This is a genomic window from Myxococcus sp. NMCA1 (assembly GCF_026810205.1).
GTDB classification, from domain to species: Bacteria; Myxococcota; Myxococcia; order Myxococcales; family Myxococcaceae; genus Myxococcus; species Myxococcus xanthus_A.
The window spans coordinates 6122441-6147862 of record NZ_CP113950.1; the positions used below are offsets into that span (position 1 = coordinate 6122441).

Here is a 25422-nt window from a genome sequence, read left to right on the forward strand (position 1 = left end):
TCAACCTTATCGTCGCTTCCTCTCGTTGGCGTTGTAGATGACGCCGCCGGGCTGGAGCTGCTCCACCATCAGCTTGAGTACGGTGGCCTGGAGCTGCCGGGCCATCGCCCTCGACTCTTCCTTCGCGCCTGGCGCCTGGACGTTCGTGGACACCGAGCCGTCCTGATTGAAGGTGAAGTGGAAGGACATGGCCGGTACACCGCCGGCCGCGGGCGCGCTCGGCATCGGTGGAGTAACCAGCTTCGGCGCACCGTCCGCGTAGGGTGCACCGCTCTTCATGACGGCGGGCGCGGACATGTCGAACGCGGACTTGCCCGCCGCGACGCCTGCCCCTGCAGTGGCTCCTCCCGCGCTGAAGCTCGCCCCCGTTATGCCGCCCAGGAGAGCCGTGGTTCCGATGTCCACCAGGGCCACGAAGGCCTTGTGGGCCAGGAGCCGCGACAGGTCCTTGAGCATTCCATCAATCATGCCGCGCCAGGTGAACTGCGTGGAGGTGGCGAAGGTGGTGATGGCGTCTTCCATATGCTGGGCGGCGAACGACACCGCGTCCTGGGCAATGGAGAAGCCGTCGCTCATCTGACTGTGCAGCCGCACCATCTCCTTCTGGTACGCCTCCATGCTGATGCGCTCGTCCTGCAACAGCTTGTTCAACAACGCGACGCGCTTCCGCACCTCCTCCAGTGGGTTGAGCTGCTTCTGGAGCAACTCCATGTCCTTCACCAGCTGGGCTTCCTCCTTCCCCTCCTTCGTCCAGAGGGTGCGGGCCTTGGCGAGCTTTGCTCCATACTCCTCCGCCTTGATGGTGCCCGCAGCCAAGCCGGCGTTCAGTGCCTCCACGGCCTTCGCCATCCGGTCCGCGTCAGCGTCCCCGAGTTGTTGATTCAGTTGCTCAAGGGCGCGCGCGTGCTCCTCCGCCCTTTTCTTGGCTTCCTCGTCGGCCTTCTTCTTCGCCTCAAACGCTGCAATTTTCTCAAGTGCAGCGTCTGCGACTAGCCGCTGCGCGTAGTTCAGAGATTTGTACTCAGCCGTGAGCTTCTCGGCCCCCTCTCGCGCGAGCCCCAGCGTAGCCGCCTCTTCCTCGAGCTTCGCTAGATACCTCGCAGCGGATTTCGCCAGTTCCGCCCTGGCCTTTTCCTCGTTCTGGAGGCGCTCCGCCTCCTGTTCGCGAGCACGCGCGGTGGCCGCAGCGGCATCCGCCGCTCGCTGTTCGCCCTCCGGGTCCTTCGCGGCTGCCTCCCTGACGCGCGCGAGCGCCTTCTCCAGTTCCGCCGAATCCTGCATGGCGGCCTGTAGGTCTTCCCGGAGGGTCTTGATGATTTTTGGTGCCCATCCGCCCATTTCATAGCCCTTCACGACCTTGTCGAGGCGTGGATCGTCCTCGTCCATCCGCACCTTGTTCCGAATTTTCGTGCGGAATTCCGCCTCCTCGGCTTGGAGCCGCTCCTTGATGCTCTTCACACGAGTCTGATTGAGCTCCGTTTCGCGCTTGGCCACCTTCTCGAAGACAGCCAGCGCCTGATCCGCCGTCTTGACCTCATCGGTCATCATGGTCTGGTAGTCGCCACCAAGCGCCGCCAGTTCCTTCCGTGCGATGGACAGCACTTGAGCAGCCTTCGCTGCATCTGTTGTCGCACGCGTCTGTTGGAGCAGGTCGGACACAATCGAGGCGCTCTTCCCGACGCTGGTAGCAGCAGCCGTTCCAAGCTCCCGGGCCTTCACTGCGGCTTCATCCGCCCTGGCGATGTACGCGGAGACGCCAGCCGTGAGGAGGCCAATCGCGGTGATGGCGACGCCGATGGGCCCACCGAGCGCGGCCATGGCCCCCTGGAGTACTCGACCGGCCCCCGCAGCTCCGTACATCGCTTGCGCGGCCCGCACCTGCGCCAGCGCATTGTCATTCGCGGCAATCGCGGCCTGGGCATGCGCGGCCCGCATGAAGGGCGCCGTCTGCTGGAGGGATGACTGGCGAGCCTCAAGCTGGACGGCCGCGTTCCGCAACGCAGCCCGGGAGCTCTCGTTGACTGCCTTGACGTAGCCCGCTTCGGCGAGCGCCGCATTCGTTGTCGCCTGCCGGCTCTGGACCAGCGCGGATGCCTTCGCGGCGGCGCTCTTCACCCATTCAGCCGCCCATGCGCCGCCTCTGGCTGCCAGGAGAATCCCCACGGCCTGGGCCGTCGCGCCAGCTGAACTCGACAGCGTGGTGAAGTTACTGGAGAGCAATTCGATGCCGGGCATCAACTGCGCCAGGAGCCCCTGCCCCACCGCGATTTCGAGGTCGTCGAACTTCGCTTTCAGTTGGTCCAGGGCGAACTGAGGCGTCTGGGCCATCTTGCTGAAGGCGACCTCGGTGCGTCCTGCTGCCGACTCCATGTTCTTCAACGACGTTGCGAAGTCGCCAGCGCTGGACCCGGTCAGCGTCATCGCAGGGAGCAACGCTTCCACGCCACCTACGAGCTTGGCCAGCAACTCCGTGCTCCCCCCCGTCTGGACCTTGAGGTGCTCCAGGAACCCTGCGAGTCCCCGCGCCTTCAGCCCTGCCGTGTTGAATTCGATGCCGAGGGCGCGCGCCAGGTCCCGAGCTTCATTCGAGGGCTTCGCCACCTGGGCAAGGATGGCGCGCATGCCCTCCATGGCCGTCTCGGTCTTGATGCCGGCCTTCGTGAGCGCAGCGTTCGCGGCAAGCAGTTCCTGGAGCGACACGCCCGTCTGCGCGGCGATGGGCGCGATTTTACCGATGTGCCGAGCAATGGCCTCAATGGACGTTTTGCCATCCGCAGCGGACACGAACATCGCGTCGGCGGCCTCCGTGGCATCCCGGAGCTGGGAGCCGTAGCTGGCCATGATGGATGTGAGTCCGTCAGCAGCAACCCCCACCTCGGTGACGCCGCCAATGGCCAGCTTGTTTGAGACGCGAAGCAAATCCGTTGCCTGAGAAGCATCGCTCGCACCGGCGCTCATGATTTCGTAGAGCGCCTTCACCTGCTCCGTAGGGGCTCGTCCAAACTCCACCCCCAATTCGCGCGCGCGGTCGGCGAGGGCCCCCATCATGTTGACCTGGTCGCCCTCCAGCAGGGTGCTCACCTGGGCCATGGCCGTGTCGAAGGCAAGCGCCTCTGAAGCGGCACTCGTGAGCGAGGCGATTACCGTGGCGATGACAGCGGCAAGCCCGAGGAACGACTTCACTAGGCCGCCGAGTTCCTGCGAGAGCCGATTGACCGGTTTCTCGACTCCTTCAACTGAGCGTTTGACGTCCTGCACAGACGTCGCGGCTTGGGAGGACTCGACCTGCATCCGTGAGAGATGGGTGCTGGCCTTCCCCAACTCCCCCATAAAGCGGCTCACAGCAGAGGTGTCCGCGAAGGACGCGTGGAGTTTGACCGCGGCGGCATCCAGTGCCCCGATCCGCGTCTTGAAGCCATCCAGACCAGAGGCGTCCTTCAACGCGCCCTGGAACGCGGTCGCTGCGGCCCCCATCGCCTCCATGTCCTTGATGGAGGTCCTCATTCGGGCCAGCGCCTGGTTCGTTTCGTTCGCCTCCTTGACCATCCGCGCCAAGCTCTTCGAGTACTGCTCGGTCGCGGTCTCGGTTTTCTTGGTGGCCGTCTCCGTCTTCTCGGCCGCCGCGCTAAATTTCGTCAGCTCGACGGAGCCCGCCTTCGCGTCGGACGTGTCGATACGGACTGAAAGCGTTGCGAGGTCCGTCCCACTAGACATAGGGGTTCCTCTTCACCACCACGTGGTGGCGTAGTACGGCGCTGTAACAGCCTGAACTAACGAGTAGTGGCAGGTCATGGCCTAGATGTGCTGGCCTGCGGGGCCATGCGTATGCTGCTCGCCATGATGGCCACCGTCGTAAGTACGACCTCCCTCGGCGCTGACTACCGCCCCCTGGCGGCGCTTGCAGGAGTAGAGGGAGTTGCGGTTTACGTCAGCCTTCCAAGTGCCTTCGCCGAGAAGGGTGAAGCGTCGTTGATGTGGAAGGAGCGCACCGAGAAGCTTCTCGAATCGCGTGACGTCCCGCTCGTTCACCCCCGTGAGGGAGTTGACGATCCACCTGTTCTCAACGTTGTCGTAAATGCTGAACCCAACCTCGACGACACCGTAGTGTCGCTTAATCTCTCGCTGACCCGGCTCATCCCACTCAAGAGCGCAGGCGCCACAGTTCGCATGGAGGCGTGGCGACAGCATCTGTTATTTCGCGTGCCAACGGCTAGGTCTGGCGAAGCAACGTGGGAAACAACCAGTCTATGGGTCCATAAATTCATCACCGACCTCCACGAAGCTCGGAAATTGGCTGATGCATTCGACCCCAAACGCACCTCACGCGAAGGAAGGGCTGTGAGTGGCAATAAAGTGAAAGCCAAGCCAGCGACAGGCGAGAACCAACCGGAGAGCACTGATGGGCCTCCTATCAAGTACAAGAAGGCGTTTCTAAATGGATGTTCCACGGCAATAGGGATCACTTGCTGCTCCTACCTTGGAGAGAGCTGTGCGTACACGCTGTGCCAGGACAAGCCGGGACAGGATTGGCGCCAGCAAAACTGGTCCTGCATGTAGCCTTCGACGTACCACCCGTTCGGCCTCCCTCACTTCTTCGGCGTCATCTCCACGCGGAACGCGTCGTCGAGTTGCCGGAGGAGTCCCACCTCGGAGGGCGTGGGCTGTGCCCCGGTGAGGCGCGCCCACGCCTCCATGTCCTGGTAGCTGATGGGTGCCAGGGCGAAGGCCCCAGGCGCCCTGGCGTTGCTCAACTCGCAGAACCACTCCCAGACGTGGGCGAGTGCTTCAGGTAGCTCGTCCTCTCCCACCAACTCGGCCGGCACCTCGCCGGTGGACTTGACCACCTGCTCCAGGTGCGCCCTGAGAGAAACCCCGGACGCGTCCTGTCGGCTCAGTCGGAACTGGTGCTGGGCGAAGCCGAGGAGCTGCTCGGCGACGAGGCGAAAAAACTGGCGGCGTCCGTGACGGCCGTGTCCACCTGGCGGCGCAGCCAGGGGTGCTCCTCGTACACCCGGCGAGCGTTCTCCTTCGAGAAGGGCAGCGGCTGGCCATTCTCCGTGAAGCCCTCCCAGGAGGCCGTGCAGCGCACCAGCAACTCGAGCCCGTCCGCGTCGGTGCCCTCCGCGGTGATTTTCGTATTGCGGCCGGAGTGCTGCAGCTTGTGGAGGCGGCGGTTGCGCAGCGCGCGGTCCACTTCACGGTAGGTGGGCGAGTCCACGCCGTGCACCACCACCTTCATTCCCGTCGCGTCGCCGGAGACGGGGTGGAGAATCTCCACGATGGTGGTGTCGCTGCGCTGGAGGCTTCCGATGTCGAAAGCGGCGGTAGTCATAGGGGGTTACTCCTTCTGGGAAGTGAGTGGAGGCGCGGGAGCGCCGGTTACGGGTTGCTGCGCTGGTAGAGGATGGTGGCGCCGCTGGTGGCATCCAGCAGCGCGGTGAAGGGCATGCTGACGGTGACGGGGCCCGAGTTCGGGTTGTCGACGTCGCCGCCCGTGTACTTGATGCGTGGCAGGTAAATGCGGTGGAAGTCCGTCCCGTTGACGTCCTCCAGGAGCAACTCCAGGCTGGACTCTTCCTCGTTGATGAAGCGGTTGAGCAGCACCGCGTCCTTGAAGTAGGCGGAGATGCTGCCGGTGACGACGAAGGCGCCCTCGTGAACCTCCTGGGGGCTCTTGTGGCCGACGACGCCCTCGACGCTGCGCCCGTTGGCAATCTCCAGCTCCACGGCCGTCACGTTGGCCACCCGTTGCCCGCCCTCGTACAGCGCCCCGGTGAAGGCGTCGAAGGGGCTGCCGGTGCCAGCCGGAGTCAGCGTCACCGCGTGGGTGGCCGTGGCCTGCACCATGTCCTTGCCGAGGAAGCCCATGGTGCCCGTGACAATTTCGCCGGGGGACACGGAGAGGGAGAGGCTGTCCACCGCGCAGCCCCGGTACAGGAGGAACTGGCTGATGTCGGTGAAGGCCCGCTCCAGCCCGAAGCTGACGAGCTCGGTGCCGTTGGCCAGGCGCTGGCCCACCAGGGCCACCTGCGCAGGGCCAACCCCGGAGGGTTCCGCAATGAGGGCCCTGTCCACCTCAAGGCGCAGCGCGGACACGGCCACCACCTTCGCCCGGCCATTGTTGCCCGCCTCGTCGAAGCCGGAGCCCGCCACCACGTCCCCGGGCAGGAAGCCGTCCTCGAGGAAGCTGCCGGCGCCGCGGACGTAGGCATCCACTTCAGCCCCCACGGGCGCTCCGCCTGTCGTCACCGCGCGCCATGTGCCGCTGAGGGCGGCAGCGAGGAGGACGTCGAAGGTGCCGCGGGAGAGCTCGAAGGAGAAGTCGCCGCCCACGCTGCGCATGCCGTGGCGCAAGTCGGCCGTCTGCCTGTCGTCCCGAACCTCGTTGGACTGGTACGTCTCCTTCGCCAGGTTGAGGCTGGTGTCGGTGAAGCGGAGCACCGAGTAAGCCGTGCTGGGCACGCCGTACTCAGTCTCCGGTGCGAAGCGCAGCGCGGTCCGCTGCCCAGAAGCTGAAGCCATGTTTCTTCTCCTGCCGCCCGCAAGGGGCAGCTCAGTCCAACGAGTGCACCAACCAAAAAATGCTGACGGGCGTGGCCCACCAGGGCTCGTCTCGCAGCGCGGGGCCGACAGAGGCGGAGTGGATGCTCACCACCGTGTCGTTGCGCCCCAGCCGCGTCCCCCGCTTGAAGGCGTCGCACAGCGCCTGGGCCACGGTGAGGCTGGCCGCCGTCCCCTCGCCCACCGGGTGGAAGAGCAGCACCTGGAAGACACCCGGGCGCCGCGTGTGCGAGTCCACCCCGGCGCCGGCGGGCGACGTCCGCGCGGGGAGGCAGTCCAGCCGGGCCCAGGGCACGCCCGGCGTGGGGGTGAAGACGACGTTGGGGTAGGCGAGGTTGCCCTCGCCCAGCAGCGGCGCCAGCACCTCCCGCGCGCGCAGCTCCAGCGCCTGGGGGATGTCGAGGAGGGGCGGACTCACGGCGCACCGTCCCCCTTCCCTGCCTCCTGCTTCGCCTCGCCCACGGCCTCCCCGAGAATCTCCTTCAGGTTGGCGAGGGTGCCGCGCACCATGCCGCTGGGCGCCTGCTGGCTGTGGCCGAACTCCAGCCGGCGCGCGTACGGCAGGTTGTTGGCGACGTACACCGTGTCGCCCAGCTTCGCGGCATCCAGCGCAGACGCAGCCGCGGTAATGGTAGCGCCGCCGTCCTTGTCCATGGCCTCCACGGTGCCGTCTGGCCGAGCGCCCACGCCCGCGCGCCAGTTGCCCCGGAAGTGTCCGGTGTCCACGGGCGAGGCGGTGACGACGTTGGCCAGGATGCCCAGCGCCGTCTTCCGCACCACCTCGTTGGCGCGCTCCTCCGTCGTCTGGACGAAGGCCTGCACCTGCCGCGTGAAGCTGGCACCACGCCGTACGCGCGCGTCCGTCTTCTTCAGACTCATGCGACCACCCGAAGTACGTAGATGATGGGGGTGCCCTGCAACTGCACCGGCGGGTCCGTCCGGAGCACCCTCCAGGAGAGTCCGTCCAACGCGATCCCCACTTCGTCACCGGGGCCCGGCGTCACCGGCAGCCCAGCCGCGGCCACCAGCAGCTTGCGCCGGCCAACCTTCACCGTGCCTGAGGGCACCAACTCCTGCCCCTCACCCCGCCCGCTGTCGGCCTGCACCAGCACCTGCACCGGATGCGTGGTGATGGTTGTCGGCGCCGTGGAGAGAGCCGGGTCGTACACCCCTGCCGTGCACCGCAGGAGGGTGGCGGCCTGGCCGTAGCGATGAAGCAGCGCGAGGGCCTTGCGGGCCAGTCTGTCTGCCTGGGCGCTCATCCCCGGAGGAGCCCCACTGTGCCAATGCCGCCCACGCGGGCCCCACGGAGGAAGGGGCGCAGCAGCGTGGCCACCTGCTCCGGAATCGGCACGTGCCGCTCCGGAGACGTCTCCAGCGGCCCCACCTTCACCCCCTCGTCCACAATGGGCCCGAGTCCAGCCGTCCAGTCCTCCCCCATGAGGCGGAAGGCGAACTCCGCCGTGGCGCCGCGCACGCGCAGCGGCACCGCGGTGGCGGGCAGCGTCACCCCGTCCAGCACGACGCCGCGCCGGGGCCAGGCCAGGGCCTGTTCCGCCTCGGCCCGGCTGCCCACGTAGCCGAAGTGGGTGTCCAGCAGGCTAGTGGCCCACATGAGGTGCCGCTCCTTCGCATCCTGCGTGGCGGACTCCCACGCGGCGTTGTGGCCGCGCGCAGAGTGGTAGGCGTCCGCCTCCACCACCGTGCAGTACGAGTTCGCGGACGGGCCGCTGGGCGTTGCGTCGAAGGGCATGGGGCGTCCTCCAGGGGCTGCCGGCTACTCGGCCTTCGCCTTGGCCCTGCCCTTCGGGGCGGGCGGCTCCTCGGCGGGGGCAGGCACAGGCGCCGGAGTCGGCGTGGGGGCCGGGGTCACAACCGTCGCGTCGCGCAGCTGCGCCTGCGCGGTGCGCAGTTCGGCCCTCACGCGGTCCAGTTCGGACGTCACCTCCTCGAAGGCCTGCCGTTGCTCCTGCCACAGGGCGTCCACCTGCGGGTACTCCGGCTGGGTGGCCCCCCGCGAGTGGTGCGCGTCGTCGGCGCCGCCCATTCGTGCCCGCTCGTAGCTTGCCGCCGCCTTCCGTCCCTCGATGCTGCCCTCCGGGTACGCGCTGTAGTAGCGCGAGAGGAGGCGCTGCGCGGGCCCGCTGCTGCGCGGCGGCAGCACCAGCGCGCCGCCCTTGAAGGTGAAACCCCCGAGGGTGATGTCCTTGCCCTCGTTGGGGCCCACCAGAATCATCCGAATGCCGTCCATGACTGCTCCTGCGTAGAAAGAGGGAGCGAGGAGGCACCACGCCTCCCCGCGAAACGTGAAGGGACGTGGCTCAGGGAGGCAGCGGCGCCGTGCGGACGCCCTTCACCACGGCGAGCGCGTGGTCGTTGAAGACGGCCGTGCCGCAGTACCAGACGACGCGGGTGATGCGCTCGTCCCGCTCCTGGTGCTCGCCCACTTCCTTGATGTGGATGCCCGCCGCCTCACCCGGCGCCGTCAACCCGGCGATGCCCACGCTGCGGCTGCCATCGTCGAAGCACCCAGCGGCGATGCTCGTGCAGTCCGTCGCCGTCCCCTCCGTCTGGTTGGTGGGGATGTAGTCATTCACGAAGATGGGGATGCCGCGGTACGCCGGCACCGTCTTCCCGCTCGGCAGGGTGATGACCTCGCTGATGCTCGCGCCGCCCAGCTTGCGCAGGTACGCGTAGTGCCGGTTGAGCAGCACCTCCGCCATGGTGATGAAATCCACCTCGCCATCCTTGGCCTTCACCTTGGAGATGAGGTCGTCCAGGAAGCCAACGTCGTAGAGGGCACCATTCTCGCCCGCCACCAGCGTCTGCCCCGCGGCAACCTGAGCCAGCAGCCCGGGGAACTCGTTGCTGAGCCCCGTGCCGTTGATGAACATGCTGCGGAACTTGCGCCCGGCGGACTTGGCCTTGGAGACAATCTGGTAGCCCTCCTGGTCATTGACGTTGGAGCGCGTGGCCTGGATGAGTCCGTCCACCTCGGCGTCGCCGATGATGCGCGTCAGCGTCGCGGTGTCCTGCTCGACGGTGGCCGGGTTCTTCGCACTGATGGTGCCGCCGACACCCAGCACCTGGACGTCGCCCATCACCGTCTCGCGGTTGAACGTGAAGGAGTTGCCCTCCAGCTCATCGAAGGGCAGCCGCTCAAAGAGCCGGTCCGTGGTGACGATGGTTTCGATGACGCCGGAGACAAGGGCGTCGGTGGACAGCTTTGCGGATTCAGCCAGAGTGATTGAAGCCATGGGGTGTCGCTCCTCCTCGGTGAGAGGGAGACTGAGAGGGATTGCGGACGCGCCAAGGGCGGAGAGCAGCGTCAGCCCTGGAGCGCACGTGTAGTGTGGAGTCGAGAGAGGACAGCGGCCGAGCATCCCGCTCGGTTTGCCTCCGGCCGCATCCCGCGCACCGAGGGCTACTTGTTGCGTCGAGCTGCCAGGGCCGCCGCGATGCGCTGCGGAGCATTGAGCTGCTCGGTACCGCCGGGCTTCCCGCCCGTTTTGCCCCCCGTAGGCGTCCCGCCACCGGAGGAACCCGAAGCCTCGAAGGCCCGAGCGAAGTTGGTGTCCTTCTTGAGCTCCGTGACGAACTCCCGAATCGTCATGAAGCCGCCCTTGCCGTTGCCGCGAGGATCCCCCTCTGCGTCAACAACCCGAGCCAAGAAGTTGCCACCTTCCTCAATCACTTTCACATGCTTCTGGACGTGAGGCAAGAGGAGCACTGCACTCCCTTTCAGCTCGGCGATGGCGGCCGTCGCCTCCGCCTCCACCAGGTGCTTGTGGAGGCTGCCCCGCATGCGCTCGACGACGGTGTCACGCTCCTTGAGCGCGTTCGCGTGGCCGGACTCGAGGTCGGCCTTCAGCTTCTCGAAGTTGGCCGCGCCGTCCTTCCCCTCCTGCGCCTTGGCGAGTGCAGCCTTCAGCTCTCCGAGTGACTTCTCCACCTCCTCGGGGGCCTTGCCCAGCTTCGTCCAGGCCTTCTGCGCCTCCGCGAGCACCTTGTTGTTCTTCCGCTCCTTCTCCAGGGCGGTGTTGAGTCCCGTGGTGTCCATGCGCTTCGCCACGTCGGCGTCGAGCGCGAACTTCCCGCTGTCCCCCTTCGCGTACAGGTTGCGGAACTTCTCGGGGACGATGTCCACCGCGTCCAACTCCGTCTGCCACTCGAAATCCATACCGCTTCCCTTCTCGGCCCAGTGGGCCGGTTACAACTTCGCCTTCTTGAAAGCCTCGGCCTCCGCCTCGCGGAGCGCCTCCAACGTCAACGTCTTGCCGCTCGCGTCGGTGAATCGGTCCACGCTGAGCCCGCCGTTGCGGAAGAGCTGCCCGCGCGTGGGGCCCAGCACCTCGTCCTGGAAGCTGGCGGACTGACGGCGCAGCCAGTCCTCGTAGGACAGCCCCTTGGGCACCTGGCCGATGTTCTCCCGCGCCCACTTCTCACGGACGCGGGCGATGGCACCGCGCCGCTCCTTCTCGGACATGTCCTTCCACGCGGCCCCGGCCTTCGCCTTCGCCTCCGCGCGGAAGTCGATTTCCCGCTGGCGCCGGGTGCGCGCGTCGGTGACGGCCGGCCTGTCGCCCACCAGCTTCACCCCGTTGATGACCGGCACCGTTGAGGAGCGGCACCCGGGGTGCCTGGGCGGTCGCGGGCCTTCGCGCGTGGGGAACGTCTTGCCGTCCAGTGCGATGCAGCCCAGCGTCGTGCGGCCGTCCAGCGTGGCCACCCAGCGCACCTCCTCGATGATGTCCTCGTTGGCCCGGTACACCTCCTCACGGGCCTGCGTGGAGGCGTGGTTGAGGGAGGTGCGCACCAGCGTCTCCGCGCTGCGCCGCGACATCTCCACCACGCCGTCCGTGTACGAGGCCCCGCGGGTGCCCACCACGCTCCGGACAATCTGCTGCGTCGTCTGCCCCTCCACGACGCCCACCTGGACGGCCCGGGAAATCCGCTCCAGGTCGGCGGGCTGAAGCGCCTCCACCCAGTGCTCGAAGACAGCGCCGGCGAAGGGGCGCTCGAAGACGGCCGCGCGCAGCACCTCCGCGGACGGGGCCACGACGCCCAACTCGACGATGAGCGTCTCTTGGAGCAGCGCCGCCTGCCACTGGGCCTCGTAGGCGGCGAAGACGGACAACTCCTCGCGGAGGAAGCCGGCCGCCGCGGCGTATGCCTCGGCGCGCACGCCGCCCACCACCTCCAGCAGTTGCTGCAGGCGTGCGGTGGTTTCCGGCCCAGCATCGAAGCCACCCGCTGCGAGGATGCGCTCCACCCGGACGGCCAGCTGCGCTTCGAGGCTCTCCTCGGTGGCGTTGAGCAGCTCCACCACCCGGCGGACGGTGCCCGCCTTGTAGCGCTCCACCTGCACGGAGTGCGCGATGGTCCGCTCGAGGATTTCCTCGTTGGCCGTGCGGCGGGTGGTGGCCACCTATGCCCCTCCCCGCTCGCGGCGGCGCACTTCGTCCACCAGGTGGTGCACCGCGCGCAGCGCCAGCTCGGCGCCCCGGACTCGCCAGGACTTGGGCTTCGGCTCCTCCGCCTGGCGCGTCACGTCCACGCTGGCCACACGCGCCCCGTCCGAGAGGGCCTTCTCGATGACGGTGTCCCGCTGCTCGTGAATGGCCGCCCAGATGTCCCGGCCCAGGGGCTCGGCCAGGGTGATGGAGGTGCGCGCGAAGCGTCCGCCATCCGGCTCTTCGCCGTAGCGGAAGTTCTCGTCCAAGACGAGGACGACGCGCCCCTCGGCGTTGCGCTGCACCTCCCAACTCCTGTCGAGGCGGACGGGCGTCACGCGGCACCTCCGCCCTTGGCGAGTACCTGCGGCACCGTGAGGGCCATGAGGAACGTCTCGCGGGTCAGCACGAGCCCCTCCCCGAACACCCACGCACGGGCATTCCTCCCCTGGAAGAGGCGAACGAGGGCGCCCTGGTGCCACTCGCGCAGGGCGCGGCGCACCTTCCGCACTCCCCTCCGGTTCCCCTGGACCACGTAGGCATCGCGGTCCATCACAGGAGCAAGGCACGTGAGTCCCTTGAATCGGGCCATGCCGCCCAGCTCTCCGTCGATGAAGACCCCATCCAGTTCCTTCACGCGGCACCTCCTGAAGCGGGAGCGGGAGTTGGAGCGGCGGCTGGCGCTCGCCCAGCGCCCAGCGCCGAGGGGGCGGGCCGGAAGGTGCCCAGGGCCGGGCCCTCCGCCTCCAGGCGCTCCGCGTCCATGGCCACGTTGAAGTCCGGCGCGAGGACGCCCCGGCGCTTGAGCTCGGCGAGGAAGGCCTCGCGGGAGACCTCCCGAGCCGCCCGAGCCTTGAAGAGGATGTCCAGGTCTTGCTTGTCCTCCGTCGTCAGCCCGAAGTCGGTGTGGACCCGCACCCTCAGGTCGGTGTCCTCCACCTGGAGACGCTGCCACCGCGCCGCGAAGTGGAAGCCCAGCTCGAGGGCGTCCCCGAAGCTCTCCGCCATGGCCTGGAGCTCGCTCTGGCTCTTCGCCTCGTTGATGGACTTCTCGGTGGCCGTGGCCGTGCCGGAGCGCTTGACGAGCAGCTCGATGCCGAGCGCCGCCATCTCGTCCTTCAAGTCCTCCAAGTCGAGGCGGCCAGCGGCGATGGCCGCCCCGCCGTGCTCGACGTAGTAGAACTTCCCTTGCGGGCTCTCCGTGGTGAGCAGCGTGTGCGGGCCGACGGTGAGCTTGTTGCTGTCCTCGCCCTGGCCCTCCCCACCCGACGGCGGCGACACACCAGACGCCGCGAGCATCGGGAAGCGCGCCACGGTGAGGACGTTGCGCTGGTCGCTGGCCGACTGCCAGTGCTCCACATTCTTGAAGGCCAGGTCCAACAACGGCGGCCGGGCCTGCATGAGCGCCTTGCGCTCGCCGGCGTACCAGGTGACGAGGGGGATGAAGCCCAGCTGGTTCTCCCCGCTCTCCACCTTCGTCCAGCCGCCGTTGCCTATGCGCTCGTGCACCTCCCACTTCGTGGGCTCCAGGACACGGATGCGCTCCACCACCACCTCGGCGTAGCCCGCCATCCGCACCTCCGTCTCCCGGAAGCGCACGTGGGTGAGGTGCTCCACGCCGTCCACCACTTCGGAGTACGCGGCAATGAGGGCTTCGGCGGGGATGTGGACGAAGTAGGGGCGGACGCCCGCGCGCTGCTCGTCCTCCAGCGTCTTCACCCTCTCCGGGTCCACCACCGGGTAGTCGACGAGGAAGTGGGTGAAGCCCTTCGCCAAGCCGTCCGCGAAGACGGGGCGGGCCCATGCCGTGAGGTCATGGCCCTGCCGGTCCACGTCATCCGCCAGGGCCTGCAGCTCTTCTGGCGCAGCGTCGCCCAGCCGCACTGGCTTGGCGAAGGGCTTGGCGGCGAGGCTCCCCAGCACCTTGGTGAAGTAGTTGAAGAGGAAGGTGCGGTTGAGTCGCGCCCGGTACTCCTTCGGCGTCTCACGGGGGTGGCGCGGCAGGTGCCTCTCTCCGGCCGCGCGCATGGCCCGGGTGCCGCCCATCAAGTCCAACACCAACTGCCAGTCCGGCAGCATGTCCCTATACGCGCTGCTCTGCGCGTTCACCTTGTTCGCCGCCATGTCAGGCCCTCCCCTCTTCCGCGTTGCCCTGGCGCCGCAGGTGGACGTAGGCCCAGGTGTCCGAGGCCAGGCGCGTCAGCCGGCGACGGTGCGGGGCCTCCAGGTGCGCGGAGAAGCGCACCACCACCCAGACGGAGTCACGCCGGGCCGCCCGAGGCAGGCCTCGGCCGCGCAGGCGCCGGCCACTCCCAGGACGGTGACGGGCGGCCTTCACTGGCCACCTCCCGTCATGCGCAGCGGGGCGTCCTCGCCGCGCACCATGGTGAAGAGGGCCACCTCAACGGACTCCATGCCCGGCGGGCCCGCCAGCAGCAGCTCCAGCAACTCCGGCCTGTCCGGCGACAGCGACTCGCGCACTGAGGCGACATCAGTGGCGGACAGCACGGCATGCCCGCCCGGGTGCGTGTGCCAGTCGCCCAGGTAGCGCAGGCGCGGCCACACGCGGTGCACCAGCCGGTTGTTGTGGGCGCCGTCCCCCTCGAAGGTGCAGCGGCCGTGCTTTGCCTGGCGCCCTGGTCCCGTCACCGCGAGGACGTGGGCCTCACCGTCCACCACCTGCCCCAGCAGCATGCCGCCCGTCTCCAGCGGTGCCGCGGCACGCGCCAGGCGGGCCGCCTTCGCCACGGCAGAAGGGGCCAGCCACGCCCGGTACCCGTCCGCCACGTACAGCGTGGCAGTACTCGCCGCCTGCTTCGCGCACGCGCCGGGCATCAGTACCTCCCCACGTTCATGGTGTTGGACGTCGTGCCAAGCATCAACTCCGTCATGGCCCACACCAGGGCGTCCATCCGGTTGGGGCTCCAGTCGGACTCGCCGGGCACCCACGTCGTCAGCTCGTCCTCAAGGGCAGGCAGGCGCCCCACTATGTGGGCCATGCCACGCTCGAAGAGGGCCGCTACCGGCTCGGCGCGCTTGGCCTTCCCGCGCGAGGCCGTCACCACCTTCACCCGGACGTGCTTCTTCATCTCCCGGGCCTTCACGCGGACGTTCGTCTCCACCATGTCGCCGCCGAAGTTCTTCTCGCCGACGATGGCGTCCGCGCTCTCCTGCTCGTAGACGGCCAGTGCCTTCGCGGCCCACGCCTCCGCCGAGTACTTCTTGGAGTCGTCCCGCCACGCATAGGCTTGGCCGTTGCTGGCCTTCCCCGCGCAGACGATGCCCACCTCGTCGTTGTTGGGCCCGTCTCCGCCTGCGGGGTCCACCGCCACCACCACGCGCAGCATGGGCAGCGGGTTGCCCTCGGTGTCGCGCGGCAGCTCGGGCCTGCGGCTGTTCTCCAGCACGTCCACCGTCCACAGGGCGCCCACCGCGGCGGCGGCAAAGGCCTCCTCCACCGTCGCCGGGTACTCGCGCCGGAAGTCGTGGACGCCCTTCTCGTAGACGGCAATCTTCCCGCGCCGCCAAGCCAGTTGCTCGTCGTCCAGCTCGTAGCCGTGGGACTCCTTGCAGAGGGCGGCGTACTTGTCCTCCTCCGAGGTGCGCTCGAAGCCCGCCGGCACCGGGGAGCGGTACTCCGGCTGCCAGAACCACGGCACGAAGATGAGCTCGTAGTCGCCCTCCCCCGCCGCTGCCGCCATGCACAGCCGGTGGAAGAGTCCCTGGGGCCCGTCGCTGGTGGACTCGAGGATGACTTCGGTGCCCGCGGCGTTGGGTACCGCCTCCAACACGCCGCGCATGTGGGTGCTGGCGTTGGGCCAGAAGGCCACCTCGGAGCCGTGGAAGTACTGGATGGTGCTGCTGCGCCCCGTCCCCTTGCTGCCCGCGGTGCCCACCTTGTAGCCCGAGGACAGCTTGTCGAAGACAATCTCCTTGGCGTTCGAGGCCCCCAGCGACGGGCGCACCAACTCCGGACAGTTGTCGTGGTACCGCTTCGCCATCTCGAAGACGTTGGCGGTGGCCGCGTCCTCGTGGGTGAGGATGAAAGCGCGCACGCCCATGCGGTGCGACACCTTCCAATAGAAACGCGCCTCCACGTAGGTGGTGCACCCCTGCTGGCGCCCCTTGAGGATGATGGCGCGCACCCTCCCCGTGCGCTTCAACTGCGCCTCCAGCCTCTCGTGGATGTAGAGCTGGGCCGGGTTCAGCTTCAGTGACGGCAACTCCCCGCCCGTCACCTCCTTGGGGCGGATGCGCAGGCACTTGGCCGCGTAGTGCTGGAAGTCGTCGCGCAGGCGCTTGCGGATGGCCTTCTCGCGCGGCGACAGCTGGGGCTTCTTCTGGGCCGACTCGTGGCGCCCCTTGCGCGCGCGGAGCTCCCGGGGCTGGCGTCCTCGCGCCACCTGCTGGTGGAGGGACGGCCGCGGGCCAGTGGGGCGCACCGCCATCATTCCAGGTCTCCCAGGGCGTCCTCGTGCGACACCCTCACGTCGCCGCCCAGCTCCACCTTGTCGGTGAGCATCTTCAGGAACTTCGCCAGCAGCTCCAGCGCCTTCTCCTTGGACCAGAGCTTCAACTTCGTCACGTCGCCAATCTCGACGCGCTCCGAGCCCTTGCCCTCGAATAGGGCCTCCACCTCGATGCTGCTGATGGCCCGGCGGGCCTGGGGCGACATGTCCTTCAGCGGCAGCACCCTGCCGTCCGGCCCCACCATGTCGCCGATGTCGGAGAATGCGATGAGGCGCAGCTCCCGCAGCACCTCGACCACCTCGACGGTGACGGCGTCCTTCACCGCCTCGTCCACCTGGGCATCGGACTCTTCGATGGCCGCCGAAACCTTGGGAATCCTTAGCAACTTCGAGGCCGTCACCTCGGCGGAGTGCTCCGAGTAGCCAGCGCGGATGGCGGCCTGCTTCCCGTTGTGGTCGACCAGGTACTCGCGCACGAAGGCCCGCTGCTTCGCCGTCAGCTCGCGCGACGACTCAGCAGGTGCCGTCTGGCCCGCGCTGGCGCTGGGCTGCCTGGGACGCTTGCTTGCCACGGGGAGGAGTCTCCCGGGCAGTGTGGACGGCGTCCGCTGGCCAGAAACTCACCGCTCCACATGGAGGAGGTATCGTCCTGCGTTCCCCTTGAAAGAGGAGTACACAGATGTTCGTCGACAAGCAGGGCATGCCCACGGACCCCACTCTCGATTTGCCGTCACAAACGTTGGTGTTCGACCGAAAGCGGCAACGCAACATCGCGTGGCTCAACGGGCTTGTGAGCCTCCCGGTGGGCACGGAGATCGAGTTGGTCAACCCCAACATCACTGCTGTCGTCACGGGTAACCGCCTGTTCCTCGGCCACCCTGGGGGGGACTCCCATGCCGCGCTCCCAACAGGCATGTGCATTGACGTGGAGGTACCAGAGGAGTGGTGGAACGAGGCCTCTTAGTCGCCGTCACTCCGGGCGGCGCCTCCCCACAGGTCAAGCTGCGCAGAGGTAGGCACCTTCCGGACCTGGGGATGCGGCTTCCGAACGGGCGGCTCCGGATTTGCGCCTGCATAGGCCAGGGCAGCCTTGCGCAGCCTGTCCCGGGCCTTGGCGAACTCCTCCTCGTCGTCGCTGGCGTCGGCGTAGGCCAGGGCAGCGGCGGTGAGTCGCTCCCAGGGGGACTCATATGCCGGCGCCAGGGGCGTCGACATTGACTGGCCCCGCGTCACCCGCTTGAGGTGCGCCCAGCACCGCTTGTGCCGGGGCGCGGCCGCGTTGCGGCAGTCTGCCTCGGAGCATTGGGCAGGAGGTTGGGAGCAGGACGGCATGGCGCCTCCAGTATCACCCGGAGCCGGGGGGCGCATGAGAGGCGCCCCGGGGCTGCGTGGCGGGTATGAAACGGCCCCACTTGGCGTGCGCTGGGGCGCGGAACAGGAACCGCGGGCAGCCACAGCCCAGAGTCCTGCCACACAAGCGGCACCGGGGCGGGCGGTGGACGTGGGGGTTCACTGGCGCGCCCTCGTCCGCTCCAGAAATGCCTGCCGCTCCTCCTCGCTCATCCGAGCCAGCGACCTACGGATGTCCGGGTCGTGGAGGATGCCCAACTCCGGCGCGTGCCGAGGCGCCACGTCCAGGCACACGCCATCCGCAGGTGTTCGGCCACGCAGGTGGGGCGGGACACCGCGTCGGACGCGGTGCGCGAGCGCCGACGTCTGGCGGATGGCCCATCTGAGGCAGGGGAACCCCTCGACGGCATCAATCAGGCCCCAGCACCAAACCACCCACATGCCAAACCCCATCATCACGATGGTGCCCGGCGTCATCGGCTCTCCCTCCTATGGCTGGGGCAGTAGTCCTTCTTCCCGATGCGCTGGGAGCACTCCGCGCACAGCGTGTTGTCGCAGGTGTGCCGAACCTTGCCCCGTTCCATCCGTGGCGGCACTGGTGCGTCACAGAGCCGCGTGGCCACACGGCCCGCGCAGAAGACGCAGACGACATGGGGGCCGTCCGCGTCATTGAAGGTGATGTCCCGGTACGCGAAGCGCCCGCCCGGGTCCTCTACTTCCACGGGTTCCGTCACCGCTCGTCCCTCCGGAGCAGGTACGCACGGCACCGCCATGCGTGGTGAAGCGCCGAGTCGTACAACTCCCAGTCCTCGTACTTCCCCGTCGCCTCCGCCTCCTGGCGCCAGCACACCGCTCCGTCCAGGGCTACCCGGTAGGCATTCCCGGCCGTGTCACCCTCCGCTCCCGGGGTACCTCCTGCCCGCAGGCCCTGGGCAGGCCGAGCCTTGGCGTCCAGGACCAGCGCCTCCCACGCCGTCCGCCCAGGACCAGCACCTGCCGCCCGAGCTCGCACCTCGCAGTCCTCCGCGAGCAGGGCCCACGCCGCGGGGGACGAGCTGGCGCCCGGGAGGGCACGAATCCCCACGTCCCCTGGCAACGTCCACACCGCCACGCGCTCTCCGCTGCCCTCCACCACCTCCGCCTTGCGGACGACGACGGCGCCCAGGCGATTCAGCGCGCACGACACCCGCGTCCGGTTCGTCACGTCGCGTCCCTTCCCGCCTGGCACCCCTCCGCAGGGCACGCACGGTCCCCGAAGAGCTGTCCCGGCTTCTCGAAGAGGCACGGCACCAACCCCGTGTCCTTGCAGGTCCTGCACTTCACGTCTCCGTAGGCCGAGCGCTCAGTGAGCGGGAATCCCTCTTCCCGACACCGCACACACCGGCCCCAGTCCTCGTCGCCGGGCACGGGCTGGACGTCGTGGTCGCAGGTGGGCTCCAGCATCTCGCCCAGGCCCGCGCCCTTCCCCTTCCTGAGCAGAGGCAGCCGGGGGACCAGCGCCCTCGCCCTCTCCACCAGTTCCTCGACGATCAGGGTTCCGTCCAGACGGTGAACCGTCCCGCCGGAGGCCTCGACGCGCGCCAGGGCCTGGGCGTACCCCGCGGCGGCGGCGCGCGCCCGCTCCAGCGTCTCGAAGGCATCCGCTCCCCGCTGGCCGGCCAGTCGAGCCAGGCCAACCTCCGGCGGGGTGTCGACGAAGAGCAGCAGGTCGGGTGCCAGCGCGTGCGCGTTCACCACCTCCACCCACTCCATCCCCAGCACCGTCCCCTGGTACGCCAGCGACGAGAGGGTGTAGCGGCTGGACAGGACCAGGAAGCCGGCCGCGAGCGCGGGCCGGACCACCGTGCGCAGGTGGTGCAGGCGGTCCGCGGCGAAGAGCAGCGCCCACTCCGCGGGAGATGTGGACTGAGCCGCCTCCGGGTCCGCGAGTAGCGCGCGCAGCTGCTGGCCGGTGGGTCCGGTGCTCGGCTCTGCCGTGAGCACCACCTGGTGGCCGTCCGCCTTGAGAGCCTGGGCCAAGCCCCGCAGGAGCTCCGACTTCCCCGCGCCGTCGCCGCCCTCCACGACGATGAACAGCCCCGTTCCTCGCGCCGCGAGCGTCATGGCCCCCTCCGCTTCGGAACACGCCGCTTCGCGCCTCGTCGCCGCGTCATCGCCGGCCCGGGAGCAGGCTCCGGCGCCGACATCCGCGACTCCACAGCCTGTGCTAGCGCCTGGCCAGCAGCAGCCCCCAAGGCAGCGAGTACTCCGCGCGCCGCCTCCATCACCAACGTGCGCACCCATGGACTCATGGTCCAATCCCTCCGAAGAAGTGCTCGGGGTCGTCACACCCGCCCGGGGCCAGGCAGTAGACGTCGCTGCACTTCGGGCAGGTGACGTCACGCTTCGTCAGCCCGCCCGCCGCTTCCAGCCGGGGGAAGAGCGTGAGCAAGGCCGCCGCCGAGACCCGTCGCTCAGGCGTCTCCACGCGGACGGTGGGCCAGAGGTAGAAGAGAGCGAGGGCCGCCTTGTCGAGCGTCTGGGCGCGCGCGTCGCCAGCGGCGACCAGCGTCCCCTCCCGCTCCTCGTACACGGCCAGCAGTTTCTCTGCCTCCGCGTATCGACGCGCCCACCAGCGCAGGCGCAGGTACACCAGCACGAGGGCCACGGCGAAGACGGCCAGAGCCAGCACAACGAAGATCCACGTCATGACGGGAACCCCCACCGCCCAGTGCCGATGCGCCGGATGAGTCCTCGGATTGCAGCGGCAAGCGCCACACAGACGACAGACTCGTGGATTTCCGCCCCAAGCGACCGCAGCAACACGAACGCCAGTGCGGCGGCAAACGCCTCCTGCCGAGCTTCACTCACGCCACACCTCCCAGCGGCCAGAGGGAGCGCCACTCGCCGAGACGCAGAAGCGCCCGGCGGACTTGCTGCCGCTCTCGTTGCATCCGTCGTCGCTCGCCGGATTGCCGGCTGATGTTGGCGTTGCTGCGCCAGTACGCGATGAGGTTCACAAAGCCCCAGTCGGCCAGGAAAAACAGGAGCCCATTCACCTGGTACCTCCCAAGGGCCACGTCGCGCGCCACCAGCCGATGTCTGCCCGGCACTCACCCATCCCGCGACGCAGCGCCGCGACACGCCACCAAAACGCGTTGCGCCGAAACATGGACCGGGTACCGCGTAGCCCGCTCCACTCCACGCGGAGTGCCAGATCTACCAGCGACCACAAGAGGCGGCTCATCGCCCCGCCGGCGTGGCGGCCATGGCCCGAAGCGCCGTCACCATCTCAGAGACGGACGACTCCCCCGGGTCCATCCCCAGGGCACGGGCAAGCGCGTCCCACGCCTCGGAGCTGCCCGCCGAGCGGTCGTCGATGTATTGGAACGCCAACAGCGCCGCCCGAGCGAGGCCTTCGAGTTTGGAGACGCGCTTCAGTAGAGCGGCGCTCTTCTTCTCGGCGTTCTCCGCGCGGCCGATGGCCAGATTGAGTTGCTGGGCGTAGGTGGGCGGTTCGTTGCCGGGCGTGCCGTTGGCGATGATTGCGGCCATCTCCGGCCAGAATCCGCGTTGCTTTGCCATGTCCTTCAGACGCTCAAGCCGGACGCCGTACCAGTACTCGGTGTGCTCCTTGCGGCTCTCCGCCCTCTCCACCCGCTCAATCAGCGCGAGGACGGCGGCGGGGTTCGCGGCGGCAATGAAGGCATTCAACAGGCGAGCAGCCTTGAGCTGGTCAGCGCAGGTCATCCCCATGGAGTAGCGGAGGAGTCCCACAGCGCAAACGGCGAATCCGCGTCAGCATCTGGTGCAGCGTGTTGAGGCGGATGCCCGTCTCCTCATGCACGACGGTGGGAGCGATTCCCTTGCGGAGGAGTTCCCTCGCGCGGTCCGCCAGGCGCCGCGCCTCGCGCCAGTCGAGCCCACCTGCACCACGGAGGCACACCCCCTCTTCGGCCCCGCGCCAGCGCCGGGGTGGCGACAAGGGCAGCTCGAGCTGGACGGGGACGCGGCACGCCATGGCTACCCTTCCGCCTCTGCGCGCAGCTCAGCCGCCCAGGTGTCGAAGGCAGGCTGGATTCGCAGCACGATTTGCCGGATAGCTTCGCGCGTGGTGAGCCCGGACTCGGACGCGAGCATCTCCAGCGTCACGCCCTCAAAGCGGTAACGGAGGAAGAGGGCGACGTCCCTCCGGACACGTGCCCGCTGGGTGCCAGTCGGCCTGTCGCTCAGCTCCGCGAGGCGGAGACGCATCAGCGCCTCGGCTGCCTGGGCCATGAGGCGCTCACCGTCCCGGGACTCCAGCCCATCCTCCGCCGGGGTGTGGGTGAACAGGTCCAGCCGCGTGGAGTCCGCCTCCTCGCCCTCCACCGCAGATGACGGCTGGTCGAGGCTCCACTCCTGGGGCGCACGCCACTTCCCCTTCAACGGCTGGGGCACTACACGCGAGCCGCGCCTGTCGTACTTGCCGAGGAAGCTCCGCACCCACCAGAGTACGTAGGTGCAGAACTTCCCCAACTCCGGCTCCCACGTCTGGGCCGCGCGCACCACGGCGAGCCGCGCCTCCTGGAGGACGTCCTCGTCCTGCCGACGGAGGTGCCTGGCCCGCGCAAGGTGCCGGCGGGCCAGCATGAGGGCGTACCCCTCCCACTGGAGACACAGCGCCTGCTGCTCGTCGGTGAGGGGCTTTGCTGCGCACGTCACGGCCTGCTCCTGTGGACATTGGGGGTTGCGAGCTGCGCCCAGGACTTCGCCGGCGCCGCCTTCCCGGGGGCCGGGGCCTGGCGCTCCTTCTTGGCCCTGGCGGCCGTCCGGGCCTTGGCCACCGTCAGCAGCGGTACGGGCGGCGGGGGCGGCTGCACCGCGTCCTTGGCGCGAATGGCCACGGCGAGCGGGTCATCCCCCCAGGCCATCTCCACCACCACCGCGGCAGGGCCCTGGACCTGCTCATAGTCCCACCGGACCAACGGCGAGGCGTCGTCCAGCCGGAGTTGGCGGGCCACCTCGTCGCGCACGGGCTTCAGGGCGGCCGGCAGGTTGTCCCCGCCGTCCAGCAGCCGCGGCGACACGCGGGTGAGTCGCACCACCAGCAGTGCCGGCGCCGTCCACCCGGGCCAGGCCTCCTCCGTCTCCTCCCGCTCGTCCCGGACGCGCCGCGCCCTCGCGTGGTGGTGCTCCCGGGTGTTGGTGGGATTGACGGTGCCGGTGGGCACAGTGAATTCGATGCGCGAGCAACTCAACGGAGCACCTCCAGCACAACGCGCACGGCCCACTTCCCGGACGCGCCCCGGTGCCCGGCGATGATTTCTGCCAGCACCTGGGCCTTCCACACATCGGACGGCAGCCACCCGCCGGCGCTTCCTGCGTTGCAGTCGTACACGTGCAGCTCTCCTCTCTCCCTGTGCAGGCCCACCCAGTGCGTGTGCCGGTACTGAACGCGCTCCGGCGCGGCGTCCCAGGTGCCCCGGAGCTGGACGAAGGCCACTCCATGCACGTCCCCCTGGGGCATCCCCTGGATAACGCGGTGTCGTGCGCCGTGCGTGGCGAGTGCGGCGGCCATGGTGGTGGGCGTCGTCCAAGGCTTCGCTGGGAAGCCAGTGAAGGCCCTGCGAACGGCGGCGAGCGGCACGCCCAGCACCGCGGCGAGCGCTGCCGGACCGCAGTTCGCCTTCCATGCGTCGTTCGCGTCCCAGAGGTCCGGCGGTGTGTAGAGGGCTCGGCACGTCACGCGTCACCGCCCGGCCGCGATGCCTCTCGCTCGACGGCGGCGAATGCCTCGCCGATGTCCCTGTAGATGCCATCCCAGACATCCTTTTCGATGACGACATCAGGCGGGAGCGGCGAGCACTCGCGCTCCATCTTCGACACGGCGCGGTCCATGGCGCGCACATACGGGTGCCGCAGGCGCCGCATGTCCTCGACGTAACTTCTGGCGACCTTGGCCACGACGGACTCGTTGCTCCCGTCATACGGCGGCTTGCAATGGCTCATGGCTTGATGCCTCCGTCCCGGATGCGCTCGTGCAGCAGGCATGTGCAGGCGCACCGGCCGTTGGTGCGCGCGAAGCGGCAGCCACGCTCGTGGCGCCCGTATCTGTCCAGGGCCGTGGCCACCTTGAGCAGCCGCGCCTCCAGCTCGGCGACGCGGTCACGCTCAAGGCGCAGCGACTCCTCCAGTTCAGGGTGCTTGCGGCACGTCATGAAACGGACTCCTCGGACACCACCTGTCCATCATGAGAGAGAATCAGGACGCGGCCCTTCCACCCCTCGGCGCGACACATGCGCACCATCCCGGCCGTGCCCTTGCCCAGACCCGGGTCCGTGTGCGCGGCCACCCAGCGAACCGTCCACCCAAGCCGGGCGTACCCGCGCGCGGCCTCGCGCATCACCTCGTTACGCAGTGGGCCTGCTATGCGCCCCTGCGTCTTCCAATGCGCCGGGAAGCGGTCCACCTCCTCCACCTGGAAGTCGGGCCACTCCACTGCGCACGCCACTTCCCACAACCGGTCCGCCCCCATGGCCGCCACGGGGTCGTCCCTGCGCCTGTCCCCCGCACCGTGGATGAGACGCGCGCACCGGATTCCCGCGAAGCGGCGCACGTAGGCGCGGAGCGCTGGCAGGTGCGCCACCGTGAGGCCGCTGCTGCCGCACGCGAGGAGGGCCAGCCGGGCACAGGCCGTCATTGGAGACCTCCGGCGTGGGCGGCGGCCTGGCCAGCGACGGTCGCCCGGAGCTCCAGCCCCAGGGTGCGGACAGCGGCATTGAGCGCCGCGCCACCGAAGTCCTCGTCCAGCAGCGTCAGGGCGAACTTGTCCGGCGCCTCCAGCACGAGACAGCCCCCGGCCAACTCGACGGCGCGGAAGCGACCTTGGAGTTGCCCTGCGGCGTAGGCGGGAGCCCCGCCAGCCTCGCGCATTGCCCCCAGGACACGGCCCCACGCGATGCCTGCGGGCGTGTCCTGCATATCGAGCGCCGGCGGCGCCTCCCCTCGTCCCACGTCGGCGCTCGCCCGGCGCCGTGCCTCCGCGGGCGTCTCCTGCGCCGGCGCTGAGCCCTCGTGCTGACCGGGGATGTGCTGCGGCCACACGCCGTCCGCGATGAACGCGCTGGCCGGGCACGGCGTCCGGAGTTTGCTCCCCCACGGGTCTGCGAACCATCGCCGGCACGTCTCGCGGAGCTTCTCGACGTCGCCGTTGATGAGCGGATGCGCGAGCGCGCGGGGAAACCACTCCGCCCACCTCGGCAGCAGCTTCGAGGGCAAGCCATCCGCCGCGTTGGGGTGGAACCGCCGTCGCTCCTCCTCGTACCAGCCGAGGAACTCCTTATCGGGGCTGGGTGTGGTGGGCTCCAGCCACTTCGGCTTCCGGCGGACGACGGGGGGCTTCGCGGCGGGGGCGGACGTGTCCCCCGGGGGGACAACCGGGGGGACATGTCCCCGGGGGACAGGGGGACAGGGGGACACCTCGCGCGCGACGTCTACAGCAGCAGCTTCTCGCTTCTTCTTGTTCGCTCTCTGTCGTCGCTTCTTCTCATTCCGCTTCCGACGTCTCTCGTCTTCCGACGTCGCTGTTGCTGATCCCCCCTTCCCCCCCTTGTTGGCACCTGTCCCCC

The 25422-nt window shown here is 68.8% G+C and carries 37 protein-coding genes; 2 read left to right on the top strand and 35 right to left on the bottom strand.

Going from position 1 to position 25422, the window contains the following annotated elements; translation table 11 throughout:
• Positions 1–6: 6 nt before the first annotated feature.
• Entirely contained in the window at positions 7–3714 is a 3708-nt protein-coding gene (locus OZ403_RS25085) for a phage tail tape measure protein (RefSeq protein WP_268781934.1), read from the bottom strand.
• Between the two features lie 111 nt (positions 3715–3825).
• Between OZ403_RS25085 and OZ403_RS25090 the strand changes: the two genes are divergently transcribed.
• Complete coding sequence (locus OZ403_RS25090; RefSeq protein WP_268781935.1) at positions 3826–4557, top strand: hypothetical protein; 732 nt, start codon at positions 3826–3828, stop codon at positions 4555–4557.
• Positions 4558–4586: 29 nt separating this feature from the next.
• Here OZ403_RS25090 and OZ403_RS25095 read toward each other — a convergent pair whose 3' ends face one another.
• From OZ403_RS25095 to OZ403_RS25180, 18 genes are all read right to left on the bottom strand, one after another.
• A complete protein-coding gene (locus tag OZ403_RS25095) occupies positions 4587–4844 on the bottom strand; it encodes a phage tail assembly chaperone (protein WP_268781936.1) in 258 nt (85 codons plus the stop codon).
• 47 nt (positions 4845–4891) lie between these two features.
• The gene (locus OZ403_RS25100; protein WP_268781937.1) at positions 4892–5332 is read right to left on the bottom strand and encodes a hypothetical protein; all 441 of its coding nucleotides are present in this window, start codon (positions 5330–5332) and stop codon (positions 4892–4894) included.
• Positions 5333–5379: 47 nt separating this feature from the next.
• Positions 5380–6522 carry a phage tail tube protein gene (locus OZ403_RS25105; RefSeq protein WP_268781938.1) on the bottom strand — a complete coding sequence of 381 codons (1143 nt, stop codon included), beginning with the start codon at positions 6520–6522 and terminating at the stop codon, positions 5380–5382.
• Positions 6523–6553: 31 nt separating this feature from the next.
• A complete protein-coding gene (locus OZ403_RS25110; protein ID WP_268781939.1) occupies positions 6554–6979 on the bottom strand; it encodes a phage tail terminator-like protein in 426 nt (141 codons plus the stop codon).
• Positions 6976–7440, bottom strand: coding sequence for an HK97 gp10 family phage protein (locus tag OZ403_RS25115; RefSeq protein WP_268781940.1), 465 nt, complete (start codon positions 7438–7440; stop codon positions 6976–6978). Before OZ403_RS25115 ends, OZ403_RS25110 begins: the two co-directional genes overlap by 4 nt.
• Positions 7437–7823 (bottom strand): hypothetical protein, encoded by a 387-nt coding sequence (locus OZ403_RS25120; RefSeq protein ID WP_268781941.1) that lies wholly within the window; start codon positions 7821–7823, stop codon positions 7437–7439. Before OZ403_RS25120 ends, OZ403_RS25115 begins: the two co-directional genes overlap by 4 nt.
• Entirely contained in the window at positions 7820–8314 is a 495-nt protein-coding gene (locus OZ403_RS25125; protein WP_268781942.1) for a DnaT-like ssDNA-binding protein, read from the bottom strand. The genes OZ403_RS25120 and OZ403_RS25125 overlap by 4 nt, the downstream gene beginning before the upstream one ends.
• Positions 8315–8338: 24 nt before the next feature.
• Positions 8339–8812: a hypothetical protein gene (locus OZ403_RS25130; RefSeq protein ID WP_268781943.1), complete on the bottom strand. Its 474-nt coding sequence runs from the start codon at positions 8810–8812 to the stop codon at positions 8339–8341.
• A 70-nt stretch (positions 8813–8882) separates the two neighbouring features.
• A complete protein-coding gene (locus OZ403_RS25135; RefSeq protein ID WP_268781944.1) occupies positions 8883–9818 on the bottom strand; it encodes a major capsid protein in 936 nt (311 codons plus the stop codon).
• A gap of 167 nt (positions 9819–9985) precedes the next feature.
• Positions 9986–10741 carry a hypothetical protein gene (locus tag OZ403_RS25140; RefSeq protein ID WP_268781946.1) on the bottom strand — a complete coding sequence of 252 codons (756 nt, stop codon included), beginning with the start codon at positions 10739–10741 and terminating at the stop codon, positions 9986–9988.
• A gap of 30 nt (positions 10742–10771) precedes the next feature.
• Positions 10772–11989, bottom strand: a complete 1218-nt coding sequence (locus OZ403_RS25145) for a minor capsid protein (protein ID WP_268781947.1) — start codon at positions 11987–11989, stop codon at positions 10772–10774.
• The gene (locus OZ403_RS25150; protein ID WP_268781948.1) at positions 11990–12352 is read right to left on the bottom strand and encodes a hypothetical protein; all 363 of its coding nucleotides are present in this window, start codon (positions 12350–12352) and stop codon (positions 11990–11992) included.
• Positions 12349–12651, bottom strand: coding sequence for a hypothetical protein (locus OZ403_RS25155; RefSeq protein ID WP_268781949.1), 303 nt, complete (start codon positions 12649–12651; stop codon positions 12349–12351). The genes OZ403_RS25150 and OZ403_RS25155 overlap by 4 nt, the downstream gene beginning before the upstream one ends.
• The gene (locus OZ403_RS25160) at positions 12648–14138 is read right to left on the bottom strand and encodes a DUF4055 domain-containing protein (protein ID WP_268781950.1); all 1491 of its coding nucleotides are present in this window, start codon (positions 14136–14138) and stop codon (positions 12648–12650) included. The genes OZ403_RS25155 and OZ403_RS25160 overlap by 4 nt, the downstream gene beginning before the upstream one ends.
• A 1-nt stretch (position 14139) precedes the next feature.
• Complete coding sequence (locus OZ403_RS25165) at positions 14140–14352, bottom strand: hypothetical protein (protein ID WP_268781951.1); 213 nt, start codon at positions 14350–14352, stop codon at positions 14140–14142.
• Positions 14349–14849, bottom strand: coding sequence for a Mov34/MPN/PAD-1 family protein (locus OZ403_RS25170; protein WP_268781952.1), 501 nt, complete (start codon positions 14847–14849; stop codon positions 14349–14351). The genes OZ403_RS25165 and OZ403_RS25170 overlap by 4 nt, the downstream gene beginning before the upstream one ends.
• Positions 14849–16465: a phage terminase large subunit family protein gene (locus tag OZ403_RS25175; protein ID WP_268781953.1), complete on the bottom strand. Its 1617-nt coding sequence runs from the start codon at positions 16463–16465 to the stop codon at positions 14849–14851. Before OZ403_RS25175 ends, OZ403_RS25170 begins: the two co-directional genes overlap by 1 nt.
• Complete coding sequence (locus OZ403_RS25180) at positions 16462–17055, bottom strand: terminase small subunit (RefSeq protein ID WP_268781955.1); 594 nt, start codon at positions 17053–17055, stop codon at positions 16462–16464. The genes OZ403_RS25175 and OZ403_RS25180 overlap by 4 nt, the downstream gene beginning before the upstream one ends.
• Before the next feature lie 107 nt (positions 17056–17162).
• Between OZ403_RS25180 and OZ403_RS25185 the strand changes: the two genes are divergently transcribed.
• The gene (locus OZ403_RS25185; RefSeq protein WP_268781956.1) at positions 17163–17447 is read left to right on the top strand and encodes a hypothetical protein; all 285 of its coding nucleotides are present in this window, start codon (positions 17163–17165) and stop codon (positions 17445–17447) included.
• Here OZ403_RS25185 and OZ403_RS25190 read toward each other — a convergent pair.
• The 16 genes from OZ403_RS25190 to OZ403_RS25265 form a co-directional block, all read right to left on the bottom strand.
• Positions 17444–17698: a hypothetical protein gene (locus OZ403_RS25190; RefSeq protein ID WP_268781957.1), complete on the bottom strand. Its 255-nt coding sequence runs from the start codon at positions 17696–17698 to the stop codon at positions 17444–17446. The two genes, OZ403_RS25185 and OZ403_RS25190, sit on opposite strands and share 4 nt — an antisense overlap.
• Positions 17699–17992: 294 nt before the next feature.
• Positions 17993–18310 (bottom strand): hypothetical protein, encoded by a 318-nt coding sequence (locus OZ403_RS25195; protein ID WP_268781958.1) that lies wholly within the window; start codon positions 18308–18310, stop codon positions 17993–17995.
• Positions 18307–18567, bottom strand: coding sequence for a hypothetical protein (locus OZ403_RS25200; RefSeq protein WP_268781959.1), 261 nt, complete (start codon positions 18565–18567; stop codon positions 18307–18309). Before OZ403_RS25200 ends, OZ403_RS25195 begins: the two co-directional genes overlap by 4 nt.
• Positions 18564–19037 (bottom strand): hypothetical protein, encoded by a 474-nt coding sequence (locus OZ403_RS25205; RefSeq protein ID WP_268781960.1) that lies wholly within the window; start codon positions 19035–19037, stop codon positions 18564–18566. Before OZ403_RS25205 ends, OZ403_RS25200 begins: the two co-directional genes overlap by 4 nt.
• On the bottom strand, positions 19034–19936 hold the full coding sequence (gene tmk / locus OZ403_RS25210; RefSeq protein WP_268781961.1) for a dTMP kinase: 903 nt from the start codon (positions 19934–19936) through the stop codon (positions 19034–19036). Before tmk ends, OZ403_RS25205 begins: the two co-directional genes overlap by 4 nt.
• A gap of 184 nt (positions 19937–20120) precedes the next feature.
• On the bottom strand, positions 20121–20522 hold the full coding sequence (locus tag OZ403_RS25215) for a hypothetical protein (RefSeq protein ID WP_268781962.1): 402 nt from the start codon (positions 20520–20522) through the stop codon (positions 20121–20123).
• Between the two features lie 157 nt (positions 20523–20679).
• Positions 20680–20871 carry a hypothetical protein gene (locus OZ403_RS25220; protein ID WP_268781963.1) on the bottom strand — a complete coding sequence of 64 codons (192 nt, stop codon included), beginning with the start codon at positions 20869–20871 and terminating at the stop codon, positions 20680–20682.
• 184 nt (positions 20872–21055) lie between these two features.
• Positions 21056–21526, bottom strand: coding sequence for a hypothetical protein (locus OZ403_RS25225; protein WP_268781964.1), 471 nt, complete (start codon positions 21524–21526; stop codon positions 21056–21058).
• Positions 21527–21548: 22 nt separating this feature from the next.
• Complete coding sequence (locus OZ403_RS25230) at positions 21549–21833, bottom strand: hypothetical protein (protein WP_268781965.1); 285 nt, start codon at positions 21831–21833, stop codon at positions 21549–21551.
• Between the two features lie 2 nt (positions 21834–21835).
• On the bottom strand, positions 21836–22516 hold the full coding sequence (locus OZ403_RS25235) for a sigma factor (RefSeq protein ID WP_268781967.1): 681 nt from the start codon (positions 22514–22516) through the stop codon (positions 21836–21838).
• Entirely contained in the window at positions 22513–23052 is a 540-nt protein-coding gene (locus tag OZ403_RS25240; protein ID WP_268781968.1) for a hypothetical protein, read from the bottom strand. Before OZ403_RS25240 ends, OZ403_RS25235 begins: the two co-directional genes overlap by 4 nt.
• Positions 23049–23540, bottom strand: a complete 492-nt coding sequence (locus OZ403_RS25245) for a hypothetical protein (protein WP_268781969.1) — start codon at positions 23538–23540, stop codon at positions 23049–23051. Before OZ403_RS25245 ends, OZ403_RS25240 begins: the two co-directional genes overlap by 4 nt.
• Complete coding sequence (locus OZ403_RS25250; protein ID WP_140875202.1) at positions 23537–23803, bottom strand: hypothetical protein; 267 nt, start codon at positions 23801–23803, stop codon at positions 23537–23539. Before OZ403_RS25250 ends, OZ403_RS25245 begins: the two co-directional genes overlap by 4 nt.
• Positions 23800–24012, bottom strand: coding sequence for a hypothetical protein (locus tag OZ403_RS25255; RefSeq protein ID WP_268781970.1), 213 nt, complete (start codon positions 24010–24012; stop codon positions 23800–23802). The genes OZ403_RS25250 and OZ403_RS25255 overlap by 4 nt, the downstream gene beginning before the upstream one ends.
• On the bottom strand, positions 24009–24494 hold the full coding sequence (locus OZ403_RS25260; RefSeq protein ID WP_268781971.1) for a hypothetical protein: 486 nt from the start codon (positions 24492–24494) through the stop codon (positions 24009–24011). Before OZ403_RS25260 ends, OZ403_RS25255 begins: the two co-directional genes overlap by 4 nt.
• Positions 24491–25273: a hypothetical protein gene (locus OZ403_RS25265; protein ID WP_268781972.1), complete on the bottom strand. Its 783-nt coding sequence runs from the start codon at positions 25271–25273 to the stop codon at positions 24491–24493. Before OZ403_RS25265 ends, OZ403_RS25260 begins: the two co-directional genes overlap by 4 nt.
• Between the last annotated feature and the right edge of the window lie 149 nt (positions 25274–25422).